The sequence below is a fragment of the Myxococcales bacterium genome, from assembly GCA_016703425.1.
Lineage (GTDB): Bacteria > Myxococcota_A > Polyangia > Polyangiales > Polyangiaceae > JADJCA01.
This window is the reverse complement of the sequence record JADJCA010000013.1, coordinates 176951-197488: the sequence shown is the minus strand read 5'-3', so window position 1 is coordinate 197488 and position 20538 is coordinate 176951. Positions and strand designations below refer to the sequence as shown.

Sequence of the window (20538 nt, the reverse complement as noted above, 5' to 3'; positions counted from 1 at the left end):
GGTCGACCTCGGCTGGCTCGCGCGCCGCGGCCTTCAGCGAATGACCGGCGGCTTCGGCGGCTCTTCTTCTTTCTGAACGCAAGACGCCAAGTCGAAGAAGAGGAAGATGAGCGCCTTCTCTTCCGGCGTGAGGGTCGGCGGGCACGACGCAGGAAAGCTGTTGTCGGGGAGCGTGGTCGTGGGCGCGCCCGTGATGTGCATGTCGCCGAAGACGACCTTGCCGCACTGATTCTCGATGGGCGCGCCGACGGGCGCGTTGAAGCTCAGGTATTTCGTCGTCTCGGGATCACCGGCGAAGGGCTTGTTGTAGACCCAGCGCGTCGTGCCGGCTTTGACGCCGACGACGTCCTCCCGGGGCTGGTTGATGGGCATCTCCCCCTTCTTGGAGGACGCGGCGACGTTGACGAGCCATTCGGCCAGCGCTTGGCCCTTTGGGAACGTCTGGTCCACGAGAAACGGGAGTTCGCTCCCCGACTTCGCCTTGCCGTCCCCGGCCCACTCGGCGAGCGAGGTGAGCTCGGGTATCGGGCTGTTCTGGAACCACGTGTAATGGTAGTGCGACGTGAACACGCGCCCGCCGAGCTTCGCGTATTCGTAGAGCGCCGTCTTGGCCGAGTTCGGCTTGGTCTCGTTGTGCTCGCCGCACTCGCACGAGAACATGACCATGTCGTACTTCTTCAGCGTGTCGACGCTTCCCCAGAGCGTCATCGCGTCGGGCGTTCCCGTCGGTGCGGGGGCAGGAACACTCTCGTGTGTTGCCCCTCGATAAAGATGAAGCCGCCCAGCGCCCGTGTTGGTCGTGTACTCGGTGGCGTCGAGGCCAAGCTTCGGCAGGAGGCACGCGAGATGATCACACTGGCCCGTGGTGACGGCGATCTTGGGGATGTGCCCTTCGCTCTGATTCTTCGGGAGCCGCGTGTCGGCCTTCGCGACGGGGTGATCGACGCAGTCACTCACCTGCGGGATCTTGAGCTCGCGGCGCCACTTGCCGACTTGGACCACGAGCGGGATGTCTTTGCCCGACGGGACGTTCTTCAAGGTGAACTTCCCGTTCGTGTCCGTGAGCGTCGCGGCCACGGGGCTACCGGAGACGTCTCCGCAGCGATCACACGACGCGCCCTCGGGAATGGGCGCGAGCGGCGCGTTGGGGACGTAGACCACCGCGTTGTAGAGCGGCAAGGTCCCGTTGGGCGCTAACACGGTTCCGCTTATCGTCGTCGACCCACCACCGGTGCACTTGGCGACGGCGCACTCGAGTCCTTGGCACGGGCCTTTGCCGCCATCGCCGCTCGCGAAAGGATTGTTGCCGTCGGTCGTCGCGTCGAGGTCACCCCCGCCGGTGGTGGCTCCCGTCCCCTCGCTCGAGCCGCAGGCGGGTGACAGCAGCGCAAAGACTCCGAGGGCGCTCGTCGCCGCGACGAGAGACAAGGTGCTTCGTCGGGCGCGGGCGCGACGCGAGGCTGATGAAAAGAAAGAATGGCCGTGTCGCATCGTGAAATTCTCCGGGCACGCGGGCGCGCAGCCATAGGCAACGCGGTGCACGATGGATAGCGTTCTTGGTTCTCGGCACCTGTGCAAGGTTTTATCGAGGCGCGGCGCGCCGCCGACGGCCTGCCAGAACCGGCCTGCCACACCGGCCTGCCACCCCGGCCTGCCACCCCGGCCTGCCACCCCGGCCTGCCACACAGATGCCGTTCGGCTCCTACCTACCGCCGGGGCCGTCGTCGGCTTCCGCCATGAACGCGCGCTCCACCGCGGCGAAGTCGACCTCGACGTCAAGGCGCGCGAGCACCGAGTAGAAGCCGAACTGGAGCCGATTCATGAAGAGCATTTCGGGAGGCATGGTGAAAAACTCGTCCTCCGGCAGTTGCCTTGCGGCCACCGTCATGGCCTTGAATTGGTCGACGAGGCCCGCCGCGTACGTTCGGGTGATGCGGAAGGGCGACGCGAAGAGCGGCTCGAAGCAGGCGCGGCAGAAGTCTTGCCCCATGCGCTCCAGGGCGCCAGGCTTCGCCGAGATCATCGCCGACACGGCTTCGCCGAAGGCTTTCTGATCCTTGTCGAGCGCAGCGCGGTGCAGGGCCCGCGAAAGCGGCCAATGGTGAGGCGAGAGCTCCTGGACGCAGCCGTAGTCGAGGAAGGTGACCGAGCCGCGCTCGTGAAAGATGTAGTTTCCCGGGTGCGGGTCGGCGTTGAACATTCGCCCGATGAGCGTGCCCTTGAAGACGAAGCGCCACATCGTGTCGGCGTACGCGAGCCGGTCTTTCGGCGCAGCGGCGATGGCGTCATCGTACGAGCCGCCCTCGGCGAATTGGGTCGTCAGGACGCTCTTCGTGGAATGACTGGTGACGAGCGCAGGCACGCGAATCGTCTCGTCGCCTGCGTGGAGCTTGGCGAAGCGGACGAGCCTCTGTCCTTCGAGCGCATAGTCGAGCTCTTCGCGAAAGCGGCTCCGCACGACCTCGAAGAGGGTCTTCGAGTCGAAGCGCCGCCCGCCGAGTGTGCCCACGAGCGCCTCGAGCACGCTGGCGCTCGATAGATCGCTCTCGACGGCCTGCCGAATACCCGGGTGCTGCACCTTCACGGCGACGACGGTGCCGTCGGCGAGGGTCGCGCGGTGCACTTGGCCGATGGACGCGCTCGCGATGGGATCATCGCTCCACGTCGCGAAGAGTTTGTCGATGGGGCCCCCAAGCTCGGACTCCACGAGGGCGCGGATCGCGGTGGGGGAGGAGCGCGGCGCCTGCGCCCTTAGAACGCGGAGCGAGTTCTCGTAGGCCTCGCGCTGCGCTTCCGGCACGAGGCCGTCGACGTAGCTGCCCATCTGGCCCACCTTCGCGGCGAGGCCGCGGAGGTTGCCGAGCACCTTCGCCGCTTCCGCCGCGGCGACGGTCGGGTCACGGCCCAAGAGCGCGCCGGCCCCTCCCTTGACGCCCAACGACACGAGCCGCGACAGGCGCCCGAGCTTGCCGCGAGGGACGTCGCTCACTGGCCGGGGGCTCCGCGGGACACGACGTGTTGCACGGGCCAGGCATAGGACGGGCGGCCCCATGCGGCAACATCCGCTCGCGCGCGGGGGGGGCGGCCGCGGAGCCATGGAAACGCGCGCCAACGGCCCGATTGATTGGCGCGTTCTCAGCATGCTTCTCCCGGAGCGCGGCGGCCGATATGCTCCCCCCCATGGCGAACGAAGCGTTGGTTGCCTCGGTGAAGCAGATCCTCACGCTCTTCCGCGAGCGCAAGGAGGCGGAAGGTTACGCGGCGTACACGAAGCTGTTCAAGTCCCCCGAGTTTGCCACCTACGCTCCGCAAGATCAGCGGCAGGCGCTGAAGCTGATGATCAGCCTCAAGGTGATTCCCTCGAGCCTCTCGCCGCACCTCGTCGGCGGCTATCGGACCGGCATGGCGCCGCTCAAGGCCCTCATCGACGCTCACGACGATCCCCACGACTACGAGCTCTACGGCATCTGCCAGATCGTGACGGGCGACGAGAAGGGCGCCGCGGAGACGTTCCGCAAGGCGCTTAACATGGAGCGCGCGCGCAATCCGCAGTCGGACTTGTGTGGCTCGCTGATGAAGTGGGTCGCGGCCGTTTAGGCCACAGCCGCCCCTCGGACGATCTTTGACCGACGCCTCCGACGAGCGGACTCTCCTCGGGAAGCGACTCCGCGAGCTGGGCTCCGCGCCCACCGCCGACGCTCTCCTCGATGCGTTTCTCTCCTTTGTGGCCGAGCGCGGTCTCTCGCTCTACGGCGCGCAGGAGGAGGCGATCCTCGCGTGCCTCGCGGGGCAGAACGTCATCCTCAACACGCCCACCGGCTCGGGCAAGTCGCTCGTGGCCACGGCGCTCCACTTCTTCGTGACGGCCTACGGCGGCCGTAGCTTCTACGCGAGCCCCGTCAAGGCGCTGGTCAGCGAGAAGTTCTTTGCGCTCTGCACCGAGTTCGGCGCGGAGCGTGTTGGGATGATGACGGGCGATGCGAGCATCAATCGCGACGCCCCCATCATCTGCTGCACCGCTGAGGTATTGGCCAACATGGCGCTTCGGAGCGGCGTGCGCGCCGACGTCGACGCGGCGATCCTGGACGAGTTTCACTACTACTCGGACCGCGAGCGTGGCGTCGCCTGGCAGGTCCCGCTGCTTTCGCTCGCGCGGACGCGTTTCCTCCTCATGTCGGCGACGTTTGGCGATCCGATGCCCTTTCGCGAACGACTCACGAGGCTGAACGGCCGCGAGACGGCGGTTGTGCGCTCCAACGAGCGGCCCGTTCCCCTCGAGTGGGAGTATCGCGAGACGCTGCTTCAGGAGACGGTGATGGACCTCGCGCGCGCCGGCAGGGCGCCGGTCTACGTCGTCGCGTTTACGCAGCGCGCGTGCGCCGAAGAGGCGCAGAACCTCATGAGCGTCGACTTCTGCACCAAGGAAGAGAAGGCGGCCATCAAGGAGGAGCTCGTCGGGGCTCGCTGGGACTCGCCCTACGGCAAAGAGATGCTCCGCTACGTCCGCCACGGCATCGGCATCCATCACGCGGGCCTGTTGCCGAAGTATCGCCTCATGGTCGAGAAGCTGGCGCAGCGCGGCCTCCTCAAGGTCGTCTGCGGCACGGACACGTTGGGCGTCGGCGTCAACATCCCCATCCGCACGGTGCTCTTCACCAAGTTGTGCAAGTTCGATGGCGAGAAGACGGCGCTCCTGAGCGTCCGCGACTTTCATCAGATCTCGGGCCGCGCCGGTCGCAAGGGCTTCGACGAGCGCGGCTTCGTAGTCGCACAGGCGCCCGAGCACGTCATCGAGAACCTCCGCCTCGAGGCGAAGGCGCAGGGCGACGCGAAGAAGCTCCGTAAGCTCGTGCGCAAGAAGCCGCCGGATCGGGGCTATGTGCCCTGGGACAAGGCCACCTTTGAGCGGATGCGCGTCGCCCTGCCGGAGACCCTCGTGTCACGTTTTCAGGTGACGCACGCGATGTTGCTGTCGGTCCTCGAGCGCGACGTGGGCGGCGGATGTTTGGGCATCGGCAGACTCATCAAGGCGTCACACGACCGCGACGCCGAGAAGCGAATCCACGGGCGCCGAGCGCGCGACCTCATGCGCTCGCTCATCGACGCGGACATCGTGACGCGCGCCACCGGCGAAGACGGCAAGTCGCGCCTCGTGGTGCATGGCGACCTCCAGGAAGACTTTTCGCTCCATCACGCGCTCTCGCTCTACCTCGCCACCGCGACGCAGGGCCTCGATCGCGAGTCGCCGAGCTACGCCCTCGACGTGCTCTCGCTCGTCGAGGCGGTCCTCGAGAACCCCGACGCCATCTTGTTTCGCCAAGTCGACAAGAAGAAGGCCGACAAGGTTCGCGAGCTCAAGGCGGCGGGCGTCGAATACGAAGAGCGCATGGCCGAGCTCGAGAAGATCGAGTGGGACAAACCGAACGCGGAGTTCATCTACGGCACCTTCAACGAGTTCGCGGCGATTCATCCGTGGGTCAAGGAAGGGCAGGGCGACAACATTCGCCCCAAGTCGATCGCGCGCGACATGGCCGAACAGTTCATGTCGTTTACCGAATACGTCCGCGAGTACGGGCTCGAGCGGAGCGAAGGGCTGCTCCTCCGCTACTTGTCAGACGTCTACAAGTCCCTCGAGCAGACCGTGCCGCTCGCCGCCCGGAGCGATGAGACGGAGGAGCTCGCCTTCTTCTTTGGGACGATGATTCGCCAGGTTGATTCGAGTCTCCTCGACGAGTGGGAGCGAATCCGGCGCTTCGGCGTCGAGGCGAAGCTCGGCGGCGTACCCGTGTCCGACGCGGCGGAGCCGGCCGGCTCGGCGGATCTGACGCGCGATCCGCGCGCGCTGGCGATCCTCGTTCGCAACGAGGTCTTTCGCGTCGTGCGAGCCCTCGCTGCAGGCCGGTACGAAGCCGCCGCCGAGGTGTTCGCTTCGCAGGGTGAGGGGGCACCCACCTCGCTGACGCTCGAGAAGGACATGGCCGCCTACTGGGCCGACTCGCCGCGGCTCTCAACGGACGCGGAGGCGCGCTCCTCGAAGCACCTGCGGATCGAGAAAGACCTCGCGGCGTGGCAGATCGAGCAGACGCTGCTCAGCGACGATGGGCCGACGCCGTTCTCGCTGCACCTGCGCCTCGACCTCGAAGCGACGCGCGCGGAAGGGCGCCTCGCGCTCCGATTCGTCCGCCTGGCAAGCTAGACCGGGGAGCTGAGCTGGGGGCTCGCCGCCCCGAGCCAAGGGAGCTTTTTCGGCTGCCGTTCCGAGGTGAGCGAAAAAAATCCAAGCGTGGGGAGACAACTCGAAAATTTGTCGTACACCCCCCGGCGATGATCGCTCTCCCTCCGCTAGCCCAAGGCACCACGTTCGCTGGCGAGTACCGAATTCTCGAGCTCCTCTCGCATACGAACCACCTCGCGCTGTACGGGGCGATTCACACGCCCAGCGGCGAGCAACGCGTCCTCGAGCTCATCTTCTCGCCGGTCGTGCCCGGGCAAGCCTTCCGCGACCGCTTCATCCGAGCCGCCTCGTCGACGAGTGCCGCTGCGGGTCCGATCATCCCGCGTGTCTTGGCGGCGGCCATCGACCCGACCTCGATGGTGCCCTTCATCGCGATGGAGCCCTTCCGCGGTGAGGTCCTCGCCACGGCGTCGATGCGCGGCGGAGGCATGCAGGCGGCGGACGCCTTGTCGCTCCTCGGCCAGGTCGCCGCCGGCCTCGGCCAGCTTCACGCGGTTGGCGTCCTTCACGGCGGTCTTCGACCGGAGGCCGTGGTGCTCACCGCCGACCCGACGCAGCGCACGGCGGTCAAGCTCATCAACGGAGCCCTCGCGAAGGTGCTCGGCGACGCTCGCGTCGCGACGGCACCGAGCGCGGTTCCCTGCGATCCGGCGTGGGCCGCGCCCGAGCAGATCGAAGGGCACGAGCCGAGCCCCGCCAGCGACGTCTACTCGCTGGGCCTCTTGGCCTTCACGGTGCTCACGGGGCAACGAATCTGGCGCGGCACGGCCGACGCTCAGATCGCCCGCGAAGCCGTGAAAGACGCGCTGCCGGTCCCCACGGTCCGCGCCTATGAGCTCGGGCGTGGTGGCTCGTTGCCCAGCGCCTTTGACGGATGGTTCGCGCGTTGCGGCGCGCGAAATCCCGCGGAGCGCTTCCCGAGCCCCGGCGCCGCGTTCGCGGAGCTCCAGCTCATCTTCCAGCGCGCCGCGGCTCAATTCACCGGCAGCATCAGCCCCATGACGAGCGCGCACCTGGTCGTGCCGCCGCGGCCCACGCCGAAGTCCGGAGCGGGCGTGCTCCTCGCCGTCGGCGGCATCTTGGCCGGTGTCATCGCCCTCGGCGCCCTCGGCGCGGTCGCGTACAAGGGCGTCGTTCGCTACCAAGAGCGTGCGCTCGAAGCCCGCCGGGCGGCCGAGAAGGCCGCTGCGTCGGAGACCAAGACGAGCTCCGCCGAGGTCACGACGCCGGAGGCTGCCAGGCCGGAAGGCAGCGACGGTCCGTCGGTCGACATCGGCTCCCTCCCCACGGCGCGCAGCGGTCGCGACCGTCGTGAGCGCGACGAGCGTCGCGCCGAAGCGCGAGCCGAGGCCGCTCCGAAAGCCGAGACCAGGGAGGTCCCCGCGCGCGTTGAGGAAACGTCGACTTCGGCCGCCACTTCGCCCGCTGCTCTCGCCGAGGGCAAAGCCTCGTCGGCGCCCCCCGCCAAGCTTCAGGTCGTCGACCTCTCGGCGGGCCGCGGCAAGGCTGTGGCGAGCGGCGACAAGATCACCGTTCGTTACACCGCCAAGCGGCAGGCTGACGGCGTCGTTTACGATGGTAGCCACGCGGTCGCACCGTTCAGCTTCACGCTCGGCCAAGGCCGCGTCACCAAAGGGTGGGAGCTGGGAATCCCCGGTATGAAGGTGGGCGGCAAGCGCCGGCTGGTCGTGCCGCCCCAGCTCGCGTATGGCGAGAAGGGGCTCGGCAGTGCGGTGCCGCCCAACGCCACGCTCGTATTTGACCTCGAGCTCGTCTCGGTCGACTGAGGGCTCGCTCCCGAAGCGCCGCTCCCACACGGTCGCCGATCGTCGTCCAAGAAAGCAGCAATCCTGAAGGGTTGTTGTGCCAACGCACGATTCCTCTCGTATGCTCTCCGAGCGGCATGGGCTGCGCACTCTCCGCGACTCCATCAGGTCGTCGAGAGCGCCCAACCCGCAATAAGGGAGCGCCATGAACTCAGTATGGCTTGAGAGGGGAATTCGCCTCGCGGCTCTTGCCGCGGTCGGCGGCGTGGTCAGCGTGTTGACCATTGCGTGCGGGTCCACCGGTGAACCGGGAGCGCAACCCGGCGAGCCTCAAGAGGCGGGCACTGCCCCGGGTGAAGACGCTCAGCCTACGGCCGATGGCTCGGTGCCGTTCGAAGCGGGCCCGTTCCTGGACGCCGGCCCCTGCATTCCCAAGCCTGTAGACTGCACGGATAAGTGCGGGCCGGTTCGTGACCCCTGCTCCGGCGAAGTGAAGATGTGCGGCGGCTGCCCCACGGGCCAGGTCTGCGATCTTCAAGCTCACACGTGCGGCGTCCCGAAGGTCAAGTGTGAGGACTTTGGCGCCGAGTGCGGTCAGATCAAGACGAGCTGCGGCGAGTACAAGTTCTGCGGCTCCTGCCCCGCGGGCAAGGAGTGCAACCCCGACACCAATAAGTGTCAGCCGGCGCAAACGGTCACCTGCCAAGACCTCGGCTACGAGTGTGGCGTCGCGTGGCTCGGGTCGGGCAGTCCGACCGCCAAGACCAACTGCGGCACGTGCCAAGATCCGGCCCGACCTCGATGCAACGGCGCCTTCAACGTGTGTGAGCCCGTCTGCGTGCCCGGCGTGACGGGACCCAAGACCAACGCAGAGAAGAAGGCGTTCTGCGACGCGGCCAAGGCGAGTCGCGGGATCCAGTGCGGGACCATCTCCGATGGCTGCGGCGGCACGGTCGACTGCAGCGCCCCGCCGATCACGGGGTTCACCTGCCCCTCGGGTCAGGGTTGCGGCGTCCGTGGCGTGGCCAATCGTTGTGAGCCCTTCCCGACGCCGCCCGAGTGCGAAGCTCTCGGGAAAAACTGCGGCGAGATCGTGAGCGTGTGCACCGGGACGAAGATCAAGTGCGGCACGTGCAACACCGCGGGCGGCGAGGTTTGCAATGACAACGGTGTGTGCGGTCCGCCGTGCACTGCGAAGAGCTGTACCGCGGCGCTGCCGGCGGGGCAGGAGTGCGGGAGTCCGCCCGACGGCTGCAAAGGCACGCTGGACTGCAAGTGTGGGGCCGGCAAGGTCTGTCAGAACAACAAGTGCTGCCAGCCTAAAACCTGCCAACAGATTCTCGCCGGCTCCACCAACACGTGTGGACGCAATCTCGACAATGGCTGCGGCGGGACCGTTGATTGCGCATGCCCGGGCGGCGCGACACAGACCTGCCTCGACAGCGGCGGCGCTGCCGTGTCGAACAACGAACAGGGTACGTGCTGCGTCCGGAAGACGTGCGCGGACTACCCGGGGCAATGCGGCACCGGACTCTCCGACGGCTGCGGCGGCTTGGTTGCCTCAACTGGGGGTCGGCCGGCAGGTGAGTGCGGCTGCGCCAATGGCCAAACTTGCATTGCGGGCACGCCGCCAGCGGGCACGACGCCGCCGCCCGGCACGGCCGGTGTGTGTTGCACCGAAACGAACTGCAACGCTGCACCGGGCGAGTGCAACAAGACGGTGACCAGTGTTTGCACCGGTGCGCCGACGACCTGCAGCAATTGTCCTCCCGGGCAGACCGTCTGCAACGGCAACAGTTGCTGCGCGCCCATCACGTGTGGCAACCAATGCAACGTCACCCTCGACAACTGCGGGACGCCGCTGCTCTGCGGCGACTGCGCGTTTGGCACGTGCACCGGGAACGTCTGCGTCTGCACGCCGCTGACCTGCGGCGACTACCCGCCGGGAACCTGCGGAAACAATCTGCCCAACGGCTGCGGCGGGACGATCTCCTGCGGTACGCCAAAGACCTGCGCCGACTTCCCGACCGCGTGCGGTCGTCAGGATGATCAGTGCGGGGGCCTCACGGCGCGCTGCAATCCGTGCCCCGGCAATCAGGTCTGCCTCGCCGGCGGTGGCTGCTGCTCCCCCAAGACGTGCGGCGACTTCCCCAACCAGTGCGGCAACAACCTCGACAACGGGTGCGGTGGAACCATCGACTGCAACTGCGGGTCCGGCGGGCTGCCTTCCGGCATCTGTGTCGGTAATCCGGGAAGCTGCTGCGCCGAGGGCACGTGCACTTCGCCCGCTGGCAAGTGCAATCAGACGCAGCCCAGCGTGTGTGGCCAAGGTCCGGTCTCGTGCGCCAGCGGTTGCACTTCAGGCCAGGTCTGCGTCGGTACCAACTGCTGCACTCCTAAGCTGAACTGCGCCGCCGCCGGTGCCAACGGAACGGCAGGCGCTCCGTGCGGACAGGTCTCCAACGGCTGCGGAACGAACTTCAACTGCGGGTGCAACTTCACCGCCACCAACCAACTGACCTGCGGTGGCGGCGGGACTGCAAACGTCTGCGGCTGCAAGCCGAAGGCGTGCACCGACTTCCCCGGCTTCGTCGGGACCCGATCCGACCTGTGCGGCGGAACCATCACTTGCAGCGGCTGATCTGAGGTGACCATGCGAAGCGAATTCAACCGGGCTCTCCTTGCGGGTCTCCTCTCAGCGTGCGCGCTCACGCCCTCCCTCGGAGGGTGTGGCGACGACGGCAACAACGGCGACGCCAACGGCGGTGGAGGCGGTGGCGGCGAAGACAGCGGCGGCTTCACCAATCAAGGAGACGGCGGCGGCACGGGGCTCGCCAAGTGCGCCACCGAGTCGAAGAAGGCTGAGGTCAAGCCGGTCGATCTCATGATCGGGCTCGACACCTCCTTCTCGATGGACTTCGACCGCAAGTGGCTCAGCGTGCAGGCCGCGCTCAAGTCGTTCGTCCAGAACCCCGGGCTAGCCGGACTCGGCGTGGGCGTGCAGTACTTTCCCCTCCGGAAGCAGTGCAGCGTGACCGACTACTCGGCGCCGGCGGTTCCCATCACCGACCTGCCGGCGGCCGCGGCGCCCGTGAGCCAGTCGCTCGATGGCCAGCAGATGTTCGGCGGGACGCCCATGGTGCCGATGCTCCAGGGACTCAACACGTACATGAAGACCTTTGCGGCGCAGCATCCCGAGCGCAAGCCGGTCATCGTGCTCGCGACCGACGGCATCCCCGATGACACGTGCAAGGGGGCGGTGAACGGCTCGACGCCCAACACCATCGACAACGCGGTCGCGGCCGCGAAGGCGTCCTTCACGGGCTCGCCGCCGGTGAGTGTTTTCGTCATCGGCGTGGGCACGGAGTTGAGCGCGCTCAACGGCATTGGGCAGGCCGGCGGAACCGGCAACGCCATCCTCGTCGACACGACGCAGAACGTGGAGCAAGCCTTCTTGGATGCGCTCCAATCGATCCGCCGCACGGCAATCCCGTGCGACTACGACATCCCGTCGCTCGGAAGCGCGCCGGACCCCAACAAGATCAACGTGAACTTCGTCCGCTCCTCCGGCGAGGAGCTCTTCCTCTACGTCGGTAACGCCGCCGACTGCGCCAAGGCCGAGACGAACGGTTGGTACTTCGACGACGCCAACGCGCCGAAGAAGGTCATCCTCTGCCCCAAGACTTGCGACAAAGTGAAGTCCGTCGACGATGGGAAGATCGACGTCGTCTTCGGCTGCGACCGCATCACGATTCGCTGAGCGATCAGAAGAGGCCCGCCAGCGGGCCTCCGCGGACGGCCAGCGCCTCGACGCGACGCGACACCGCCTCGTCTTCGACCAGCTCCGGCGCGTGGTGCGCTTTGATGCGCGCGTCGATGACGAGCGAGCCGCGGCAGCCCCACGCCTTGTGCTCCATGAAGGCCATCACGCCGTCGACGTCCACCGCCGGGTTTGACCGCGTGAAGGTGACCCACACCAAGTTGTCGACGGAGCGCGCCGCGAATTCGGCGTCGTCGACGAGCACGATGAGGGGAAACGCGTCGGCCAGTGCCTGCACGGCATCGCGCGAAAGGGAACGCTCGAGCGCCTCGCAGAAGAGTCGGAGGCCGCGCGACGACTCGCGGCTCGCGGGGCCGGCGCCGATGGCGAGCACGCCGGGAAGCGCAACCGCGGGGCGACCGGTCCCTTGCGGCCACGTGACTTGGCTCGGAACGCTGCGGCCGAGGCTCCGCTTCTTCGGGCCAGCCGCGGCGACCACGAGCTTCGATCCGTGGTTCAGTGACACGCCGGAGTAGTCGAGCGTGTCGATGGTCGTTCGCGCGTGAAAATGGAGGTCGCGGCGCGGATCAAAGCGCTCGAGCACGTGCGAAAGGAAGGCGCCGACGTCGTGGAGCGGCGGCTTGTCGGTCCCGTCGGCGGCGATGAGCAGGTACTTCGCCAAGGAGAGCTGCCCTTGTCCCAAGATGGCTGACGCCTGCGTCAAGAGTTCCATCGGCTCCTGCTCGTCGGCGTAGGGCACGTACCGCTCGCGGCCCACGGCGAGCAGCAGCGGATGCACGCCCGCGGCGTCGACGGCGTTCACGCCAACGACGCCGGGCAAGACCTCGGGCACCAGCGGCGCCGTCAGTTCGTGGATGAGCTCGCCGAAGAGCGTGTCTTCCTGTGGCGGTCGGCCGACCGTGGTGAAGGGCCAGATGGCGCCGTCCCGGTGATGCACGGAGCGAACGGCGAGCACCGGGAAGGGGTGCTCCTTCGCGTAATAGCCAAGGTGGTCGCCGAATGGACCCTCGGGCTTGAGGACGCCTTGCACGATGGTGCCCCGAATGCAGAAGTCGGCGTCGGCATGCACGTGCGTGCCTTGCCCTTCCGGCGGGCGGATCATGCGGATGGCGCGGCCGCCGAGGGCGCCGGCGAAGGCGATCTCCGGCAGGCCTTCCGGCAGCGGCATCACGGCCGCCAAGGTCATGGCCGGCGGACCGCCAATGAAGATGCTGACCTCGAGCGGTTCACCCCGGCGAATGGCCGCAGCGTGATGAACGCCGATGCCGCGGTGGAGCTGGTAGTGGAGGCCAACCTCGCGGTCCGGAGCGTAGGCGTTGCCCCCGAGCTGCACGCGGTACATGCCGAGGTTCGAGCCAAGAAGCCCTCGTTGGTCGGGGTCTTCCGTGAACACCTGCGGCAGGGTGATGAACGGCCCGCCGTCGTCGGGCCACGAGACGATCGCGGGCAGCGCCCCGATGCGCGTCTCGTTTGCGAGCACGGGGCCACTGCGGACCGTGCGCGGCAACGCGTGAAGCGCCGCCCCAGGAACGCGCAGGGCCAGCGAAGGAGCGCGAAGCAGTCGGCCGACATCGACCTTCGCGTCCACGAGCGCGCGGACGCCCGCCAACGCGTCGCGAAAGAGAAAGCGGGCGCGTTCTTTGGTGCCAAAGAGATTCGCGACCGCCGGAAACGGAGTGCCGCGGAGTCGCTCGAAGAGCAACGCCGGGCCACCGGCGCGGAAGACACGCCGCTGAATGGCCGCCGCTTCGAGGCGCGGATCGATTTCGACGGAGAGTCGAACGAGCTGGCGCGACGCTTCGAGGTCGCGCACGCATTCGGCGAGGGACGCGTAGGCCAAGGAGGTACGTTACGTGTCGTCGGTGGCGAGCACGCTACTCGTCGAGATCGTAGTAGAGGGGCGGCCGCCGGTCGCAGAAGCGCTTGATGATCGCGTGCGTCTCGGCCGGCAGATTCTCGAAGGCGATGCCCACGCCGGGGGTCATCTCGGTGGAGTCGCGGCGCCACCGCACGGTGCCGATGACGCGCACGACGCCCTCCGGCAGCGTGAACTCGAGCTCGATCTTGGAGCCGAGCTCTAGCGGCTTGTACGTCGACACGAACAGGCCGCCGCTGGAGATGTCGTTCGTCAGGCCGACGAAGAAATGCGAGTCGCTGTGGAGCGTCACCTCCACCTGGACCTCGGTGCGGTGGTGCGCCCGTTGCTCCACGCCCGTCGGAGGTAGACTTGGTTTCCGTGCCGCCCCGTCCGTCATCGCTCTTCGCATCGTCTTCGGGCTTCGCCCGAAAGGCAAGGGAACACGGCGCGCCCCCGCTGCGTGGTAGCATTTGTGGCACGCGGCCGCCGGAAACGGGGGCTGAACTCGCCATGGAGCACAGTCCGCACGTGAGGGGCACGCGTCGACCGCGGTGGGAAGGCGAAGCCGGGCCCCGCGGCATTCTCACGTTGCTCGGTGCCCTGGCGCTGTTTGCCCCTTCCGCCGCGCGCGCCGCGCCCACGCGTGAGGCTTGCGCCGACGCGTACGAAGGGGCGCAACGCGCCATGAAGGCGAGCCGCCTTCTCTCGGCGCGCGAGGCCATCACCGTGTGCCTCGATGACGCGTGTCCGGGTTTCCTTCGCGCCGATTGCGCGAAATGGCTCACCGACGTGGAGCGGCTCACGCCGAGCGTCGTCATTTTGGCTGGTGGTGAGGTCGGGGCCGGAGCCAGGGTGACCGTCGACGGCGTCCTTTGGGCCCATCCGCTCGATGGGCGCGCCCACGAGATGGACCCCGGCTATCACACGATCGTCGTCGCGTTGCCGGGGGAGCCCGCGCGAACGCGTCGCGTCCTGATCAAAGAGGGCGAGAAGGCTCAGCGCGTCGACCTCGAGGCGCCACGCGAGCACGTGCGAGACGCGGCACCGCCGAGCAACAACCGCAACGCCAGCGCCTTGTCGCCGGGAGCCATCGCTCTCTTCGCCGTGGGTGCGGCTTCCGCCGTAGGTTTCGGCGTCTTCGCGGCCGTCGGACGCAGCGAACAATCGGACCTCGACGGGTGTCGCCCGTACTGCGACGCCGCGGATGTCGACCGTGCTCGCCGTCACTACCTAGCGGCCGACGTGTTTCTCGGGGTCTCCGTCGTTGCCCTCGCAACCGCCACCATCCTGACCCTCACGCGGACGGGCCGCGCGCCGGTTGCGATGCTCTCGCAGGTGTCCTTTTGACGGGAGGCGCGGCGGCAGGCAACAGCGGTTCGTCCGCGCCGCTTGCGGCCCCGCTCCAGCTCGGGCGCTACACGCTCCACGGTGAGCTGGCGGCGGGCGGCATGGCGACGGTTCACCTCGGGCGTTTGATGGGGCCCGCCGGCTTCGCTCGCACCGTGGCCATCAAGCGGCTCCACGCGCAGTTCGCGCACGACCCTACCTTCGTTGCGATGTTCCTTGACGAAGCGAGGCTCGCAGCGAGGCTCCGTCATCAGAATGTCGTGCCGATTCTCGACGTGGTGGCTCAGGACGGTGAGCTCTTTCTCGTCATGGAATACGTGCACGGTGAGTCGCTGAGTCGCCTCGTGCGCCTCCAGGGCTCCGCGGGCGTCGAGCCGTCGATCGCGGTGGGCATCGTGGTCGGCGCGCTCCACGGCCTGCATGCGGCTCATGAAGCGCGGGGCGAAGACGGCGAGCTCCTTGGGCTCGTTCATCGCGACGTGTCGCCGCAGAACATTCTTCTTGGCGTTGACGGCGTCGCGAGGCTCCTCGATTTCGGCATCGCCAAAGCCGCCGGACGCATGCAGACGACCGAGGAAGGCGTGCTCAAAGGCAAAGCCGCGTACATGGCTCCCGAGCTGTTGCTCGGTGAACCCGCCGACCGACGCGGCGACGTTTGGGCGGCGAGTGTCGTCTTGTGGGAGTTGCTCGCGGGCCGAGCTCTTTTCGTCGCCGACTCGCCCGGCGCCACGGTTCAGCGCGTACTCGGGCTGGAGATTCCGGGGCCCGGTGCGAGCGCGCAGCTCGACGCCGTGGTCTTGCGCGGCCTGTCGCGTGATCCCGAGGCTCGCTTCCCAACGGCTCGCGCGATGGCCATCGCCCTGGAAGAGGTCTGTGCTCCGGCGACGGGTCGCGCCCTTGGCGAGTGGGTGGAACTGCGTGCGGGTGACGCGCTCGTCGAACGGCAAGGAGTGCTGCGCGCCATTGAGAGCGGTAGCGACTCCCTCGGCGCCGATGCCAGCGCGCGCGCCGAGCTCGCGGAGTTGGTGACCCCCGGACCAAGGGCGAGGACGGGAGCACGCGGCGCTTCGCCGACGCCCCCGACGCCCCCCAGCGAGGAGGCGACGGGCGTCGTACACGCTCGCGGCGTTGAACCGGCGGTGCTGTCTCCGCCCGCGCGGGAGGAGCCCCGGGTTCCGAAGCGACGCCTCGGGTGGGCGGCGCTCGCGGTCCTCGTCCTCGCGGGGGTCGCGCTCGCGCTCGTGGCTCAACGGGCGAGTCGCACTCCCGTCGCATCGCATCCCTCAGCCCGCGGGCTCGGCGAGGCAGGGTCCTGGCGCCCTCGCGCTACGCTTCCTCCGGCGCCCGCGCCGTCCGACGAGCCGCGCGCACCGACCGCGTCGCCGTCGGCCGAAGTTCGCGCGATTCCCGTCGGGTCCACGCCGATGGCGTCTTCCGCGGCGACCACGCGCCCGCTGCGTCCGCCGGCACCGAGGGTTCCCTCGAAGGCGCCGCCGGCAGACTGCGAGCCACCGTTTCGCATCGTCGATGGCATTAAGGTTCCGAAACGTGAGTGCCTCTGAGCAGGCGCATCGCGTTCCGCGGCGGGCGGCCATGCGGTAACCTCCACGGGATGGCGGGTGAACGTGAGGGGGCGAAGGGACCTAGTGATCTCGCGACCGAGATCTTGGCGCGGGAGGAGGTCACTTCGCGAGGTCTTCGGCTTGTGGCGCACTGGAACGGCGGGTCGGTCGCTGTCGACCTCCCCGCGAGCGGCACCATCACCATGGGACGCGGCGAAGGCGCCGATGTCCTTCTTGACGCAACGTCGGTCTCGCGTCGGCATGCGACGCTGCATCTGGGTGATCCGCTGTTCGTCGAGGACCTTGGGAGCTCCAACGGCACGTTCGTCGACGGTCAGCGGCTCGCGCCGCAGACCAAGGTGGTCGTCCGCGTCGGCAACCTCATTGAGGTGGGAACGGTCCTCGTCGGGCTTCACGGCAACGCGAAAGCCGCTGCGCCTCCGGTGGAGGTCGATGATGTCACCGTGGCCGCCCCGGCGATGGTGCGCGCCATTCAACTCGCGGACTTGGTCGCGCGAGGGAAGTTGAGCGTGCTCATTCAAGGGGAGACGGGCGTCGGCAAGGAGCTCGTGGCGGCGCGCATTCACGCCCAGTCACCGCGCCGCGCGGGCCCCTTCCGCGTGCTGCGGTGCGCCTCTGTCGAGGAGGCCCAGGTTGATGCCGAGCTCTTCGGCCTCGACAAGGACGGGCCCTCAGCAGGTCAAGCCGGCCTCTTGGAGCAAGCGAATGGTGGCACGCTCGTGCTGGACGACCTCGGCGACTTGCCCCTTGGGACCCAAGGCAAACTGCTTCGCGTCATCGAAGCCGGCGCCGTGACGCGTGTGGGCGGTCACGTGGCGCGCCCCGTTGATGTCCGCCTCGTGGCGTGCACAAGCCGTGGGCTCGAGAGCCTCGTTGCCGCTGGCCGCTTTCGGCAGGATCTCTATTTTCGCCTCGACGGCTTTTCGCTTCGTGTCCCCGCGCTCCGGGATCGCCTGGAGGACATTCCGGCTCTCGCGCGGGCCTTCGCGCGCGAGGCCGCTCGCGACGAGGGTCGCCAAGAGCCGACGCTAGAGGCCGACGCGGTGGCGCGGCTCGTGGCTCATGCGTGGCCGGGCAACGTTCGGGAGTTGAAGACGGTCATCGTGAGGACCGTGCTCTTTGAACCGAGCGCTTCGATTCGTGCGGAGCACCTCGCGTGGACGTCGGCGGAGCGTGGCCGAGACTCGGCCGAGAGCAGAGAGCGGCAGCGCGTCGCCGAGGCCCTCGAGAAGAGCGCCGGCAACCAGACCCGTGCGGCCAAGCTCCTGGGAATTTCTCGTCGCACGTTGCTCAATCGGCTCGATGCCTTTGGCCTGCCGCGGCCGCGCAAGAAGGCCGACGAAGACGAATGAGCGGCGGCTGAGTTGGCATAGTTTCACTCAAACATTTCAGCCACGTTGCCATTCGTGCAGGGGTCACCGAACGGGAGGTGGCGCCGGAGGCGCGCTTTGCTAGGGTCCGGGATCCATGCGAACTTTTTCCGCCCGCAGGCTTACCGGTGCCCTCTCCGCGTTTGGCGTCTTCCTCGCCGCGTCGGCCCAGTCAACGACTGCGATCGCGGCACCGCCTGCGCCCGCTGGGGCGCACCCGCGCATCTTCCTCACGCCGACCGTTTTGGCCGCGCTCAAGGCGAAGAAGACAGACCCGACGTCGCAGACATCGCGTGTCATCAAGAAATGCGATGACGTCATCGCGAACCCCACCAAGTGGAACAGCCAACCGTCCTTCGACTTCCAGTGGGGCGTGGGCGCGACGGCTTGTGCGTTTGCGTGGCAGGTGACGCAGGACGCGAAGTACCAGGCGCCTGCCTTCAAGCTCTTCAACGCGCTCCTCGATGACCTCACTACGGTGGGGGACGGCGCCGGCGGCAACGAGGTCGTTCGAAAGGACACGGGCTACTACATTCGCCTCTTCGGTCCCTACGCGGGGTTAGCGTACGACTGGCTCTACGGCACGCCCGAGTTCGACGCTCCGCTAAAGGCGAAGGCCATCGGGCGCTTCAAGGCGTGGATAAATTAATATGGCAGCAAACAGCCGCCGCCCAACGGCGGTTACCTTCCCGACGAGCCAGGGGCTAACTATCACGCGGGCTACGTCTTCGCGAAGACCGTCATCGCCATCGCCATGTCCGGCGACGACCCGGCCGGTGCCACCTATTTCACCGACGTCGTGGACAACCTCTTCACGGGGCAGATCGTCGGCAAGGGGCTCGCCAAGGGCGGCGTCTTACGCGGTGGCGACTGGTCCGAGGGTTGGCAATACGGTCCCCTCAGCGTGCTCTCGTATTCGCTGAGCGCGCGCGCCCTCGCGGAACAAGGCGCCACGTTCCCCGCCGTGGCCACATGGTCGAACGAGCTGGCCTTGCGCTTCTACCATGCGCTCACGCCCAACCGCGCGCAGCTCTACGTGGGCGGCGACTTCGACGACGCGGCCTTCAACGCCGCGCCTCACATGCGCGTGCCCCTGGCCACGCTCGTCGGCCCCAGCAGCGATGAAGCCGCCGGCTGGGCGCTCTTCGCCCGCAAGAACATCACCAAGGGCGACGAGCAGATCGCCTTCATCGACGCGCTAGCCGAGGCGCGAACCGTGACCGCCGCCGATCTCGGCAGCCCCACGGCCTCGAAGTGGTACGTGGCGGAGGGCGCGCGGCGCCTCTACATGCGGAGCGGTTGGGACGCGGCGGCGTCTTGGGCAGCGTTCGTCTCGTCACCGCACCAAGTGCCGGATCACGAGCACGCCGACGCTTCGAGCTTCAACTTCTACCGCGGTGCCGATGCGCTCATCGTGGACGCGACGCCCTACGGGGCGTTCTCCACGTTGCCGAGCAACGCGCTCACCGTCGAGAGTGAATCGGTCGGTGCAGAATACAAGCCTAGCCAGGCGGTGTGGCCCAACAAGGCGGAGTTGCCCTGGGCGCGCGCCGGCGAATCGGGCATCGTCGCGGCGCGGTCGGAGCTGTCGAAGGCGTTCCTGGGGACGAAGGGCGCCGCCAGCGACGTTCCCTACGCGCATCGCGAGTTCGCCTATCTTCCCGAAGGCGATGTCGTCCTCATCGATCGCGCGCGAACCGACGCGCCGGCCCGCGGCCTCCGCGTGCGCTTCCACGCGTCGAAGAAGTTGACGCTGGCGGCGGGGGTCGCGACCACCGATGTCGGCGCTTCGACCTTGCGCATCCACGGCGTTGAGGTGGGCGGCCAAACGGCGACCGAGCGCATGTCACCGGAGGGTGATTGCTTCAGCAGCGCGACGCGTGGCGCCTGCGAGAACGCGCGCTTTACGGCCGGCGAGTACAACCTTCGCGTTCCCGGTCCCGACGCCCGCGCTGTCCACGTCCTCAGCGGCACGGGCAAGGGCGAGGCGGCGCCGCAGACGCTATCGGTCAACGATCCGCTCATCGACGCGGCGAAGAATCCCGCGGTGCTTGGCGCCGTCGTCACGCGTGGCGCGTTGCGCACCGTGGTGGTGGGGTCGAGCGCGAAAGACGGCGCCGCGGGCGCGTCGCTTTCGTACGTCGTCCCTGGTGGCGCGAGGCACGTGGTATTCGACGCCCCCGAGGCTGCCGACGGAACCTCTGCGGTGACCGCGGTCGTCGAAGGTGCCGGTTGCCGCATCACGGTGACGCCAGGCGCCGGCGCAGGAGCTTTCGTCGGTCGCCCGCTGATGTTCACCATTGGCGCGGCGGGAAACCCGTGCGCCGTGAGCGAGGACAAGGTTGCGCCACCTGGCGCGGCGCCCATCGGCCCTCCTGGCGGAAACATCCCCCCCGCCAACGGCGTGCCGGGGCAAGGTCCCAACGACCAAGCGGGGGCCGGAGCCGGAGCTGCCGCCGGCGAGGAAGATAGCGGGTGCGGCTGTCGCCTTGTCGGGCGGCGCGTGTCGCTGGGCGAGAGCCTTGGCGTCACCTTCGCGGGCATCGCGGCGGCGGTCTTCCTCGCGCGCCGCCGTCGACGCTAGAACGCGTGGTGCGG

The 20538-nt window shown here is 68.0% G+C and carries 14 protein-coding genes; 10 read left to right on the top strand and 4 right to left on the bottom strand.

Features of this window, described 5'->3' with window-relative positions; translation table 11 throughout:
- Positions 1 to 33: 33 nt before the first annotated feature.
- Positions 34 to 1428, bottom strand: a complete 1395-nt coding sequence (locus IPG50_25765; protein MBK6695590.1) for a carboxypeptidase regulatory-like domain-containing protein — start codon at positions 1426 to 1428, stop codon at positions 34 to 36.
- Between the two features lie 274 nt (positions 1429 to 1702).
- Positions 1703 to 2989 carry an AarF/ABC1/UbiB kinase family protein gene (locus IPG50_25760; GenBank protein MBK6695589.1) on the bottom strand — a complete coding sequence of 429 codons (1287 nt, stop codon included), beginning with the start codon at positions 2987 to 2989 and terminating at the stop codon, positions 1703 to 1705.
- Between the two features lie 191 nt (positions 2990 to 3180).
- Here IPG50_25760 and IPG50_25755 point away from each other — a divergent pair, with 191 nt between their 5' ends.
- From IPG50_25755 to IPG50_25735, 5 genes are all read left to right on the top strand, one after another.
- Positions 3181 to 3597 carry a hypothetical protein gene (locus tag IPG50_25755; GenBank protein ID MBK6695588.1) on the top strand — a complete coding sequence of 139 codons (417 nt, stop codon included), beginning with the start codon at positions 3181 to 3183 and terminating at the stop codon, positions 3595 to 3597.
- Between the two features lie 25 nt (positions 3598 to 3622).
- Complete coding sequence (locus IPG50_25750; protein ID MBK6695587.1) at positions 3623 to 6196, top strand: DUF3516 domain-containing protein; 2574 nt, start codon at positions 3623 to 3625, stop codon at positions 6194 to 6196.
- Between the two features lie 128 nt (positions 6197 to 6324).
- On the top strand, positions 6325 to 8022 hold the full coding sequence (locus IPG50_25745; protein ID MBK6695586.1) for an FKBP-type peptidyl-prolyl cis-trans isomerase: 1698 nt from the start codon (positions 6325 to 6327) through the stop codon (positions 8020 to 8022).
- A 184-nt stretch (positions 8023 to 8206) separates the two neighbouring features.
- A complete protein-coding gene (locus IPG50_25740; protein MBK6695585.1) occupies positions 8207 to 10642 on the top strand; it encodes a hypothetical protein in 2436 nt (811 codons plus the stop codon).
- 12 nt (positions 10643 to 10654) lie between these two features.
- On the top strand, positions 10655 to 11761 hold the full coding sequence (locus tag IPG50_25735) for a VWA domain-containing protein (GenBank protein MBK6695584.1): 1107 nt from the start codon (positions 10655 to 10657) through the stop codon (positions 11759 to 11761).
- A gap of 4 nt (positions 11762 to 11765) precedes the next feature.
- Here the strand turns inward: IPG50_25735 and IPG50_25730 are convergent, their stop codons facing one another.
- Positions 11766 to 13622, bottom strand: a complete 1857-nt coding sequence (locus IPG50_25730) for a UbiD family decarboxylase (protein ID MBK6695583.1) — start codon at positions 13620 to 13622, stop codon at positions 11766 to 11768.
- Between the two features lie 34 nt (positions 13623 to 13656).
- Positions 13657 to 13992, bottom strand: coding sequence for a TIGR02266 family protein (locus tag IPG50_25725; protein MBK6695582.1), 336 nt, complete (start codon positions 13990 to 13992; stop codon positions 13657 to 13659).
- 158 nt (positions 13993 to 14150) lie between these two features.
- Between IPG50_25725 and IPG50_25720 the strand changes: the two genes are divergently transcribed.
- The 5 genes from IPG50_25720 to IPG50_25700 all read left to right on the top strand — a co-directional run bounded on the left by IPG50_25720 (position 14151) and on the right by IPG50_25700 (position 20524).
- Positions 14151 to 14987, top strand: a complete 837-nt coding sequence (locus IPG50_25720; GenBank protein ID MBK6695581.1) for a hypothetical protein — start codon at positions 14151 to 14153, stop codon at positions 14985 to 14987.
- Between the two features lie 101 nt (positions 14988 to 15088).
- The gene (locus IPG50_25715) at positions 15089 to 16549 is read left to right on the top strand and encodes a protein kinase (protein MBK6695580.1); all 1461 of its coding nucleotides are present in this window, start codon (positions 15089 to 15091) and stop codon (positions 16547 to 16549) included.
- Positions 16550 to 16599: 50 nt separating this feature from the next.
- Complete coding sequence (locus tag IPG50_25710; protein ID MBK6695579.1) at positions 16600 to 17922, top strand: sigma 54-interacting transcriptional regulator; 1323 nt, start codon at positions 16600 to 16602, stop codon at positions 17920 to 17922.
- A gap of 115 nt (positions 17923 to 18037) precedes the next feature.
- On the top strand, positions 18038 to 18589 hold the full coding sequence (locus IPG50_25705; protein ID MBK6695578.1) for a hypothetical protein: 552 nt from the start codon (positions 18038 to 18040) through the stop codon (positions 18587 to 18589).
- Positions 18590 to 18694: 105 nt separating this feature from the next.
- Positions 18695 to 20524 (top strand): hypothetical protein, encoded by a 1830-nt coding sequence (locus IPG50_25700; GenBank protein MBK6695577.1) that lies wholly within the window; start codon positions 18695 to 18697, stop codon positions 20522 to 20524.
- Positions 20525 to 20538: the final 14 nt, after the last annotated feature.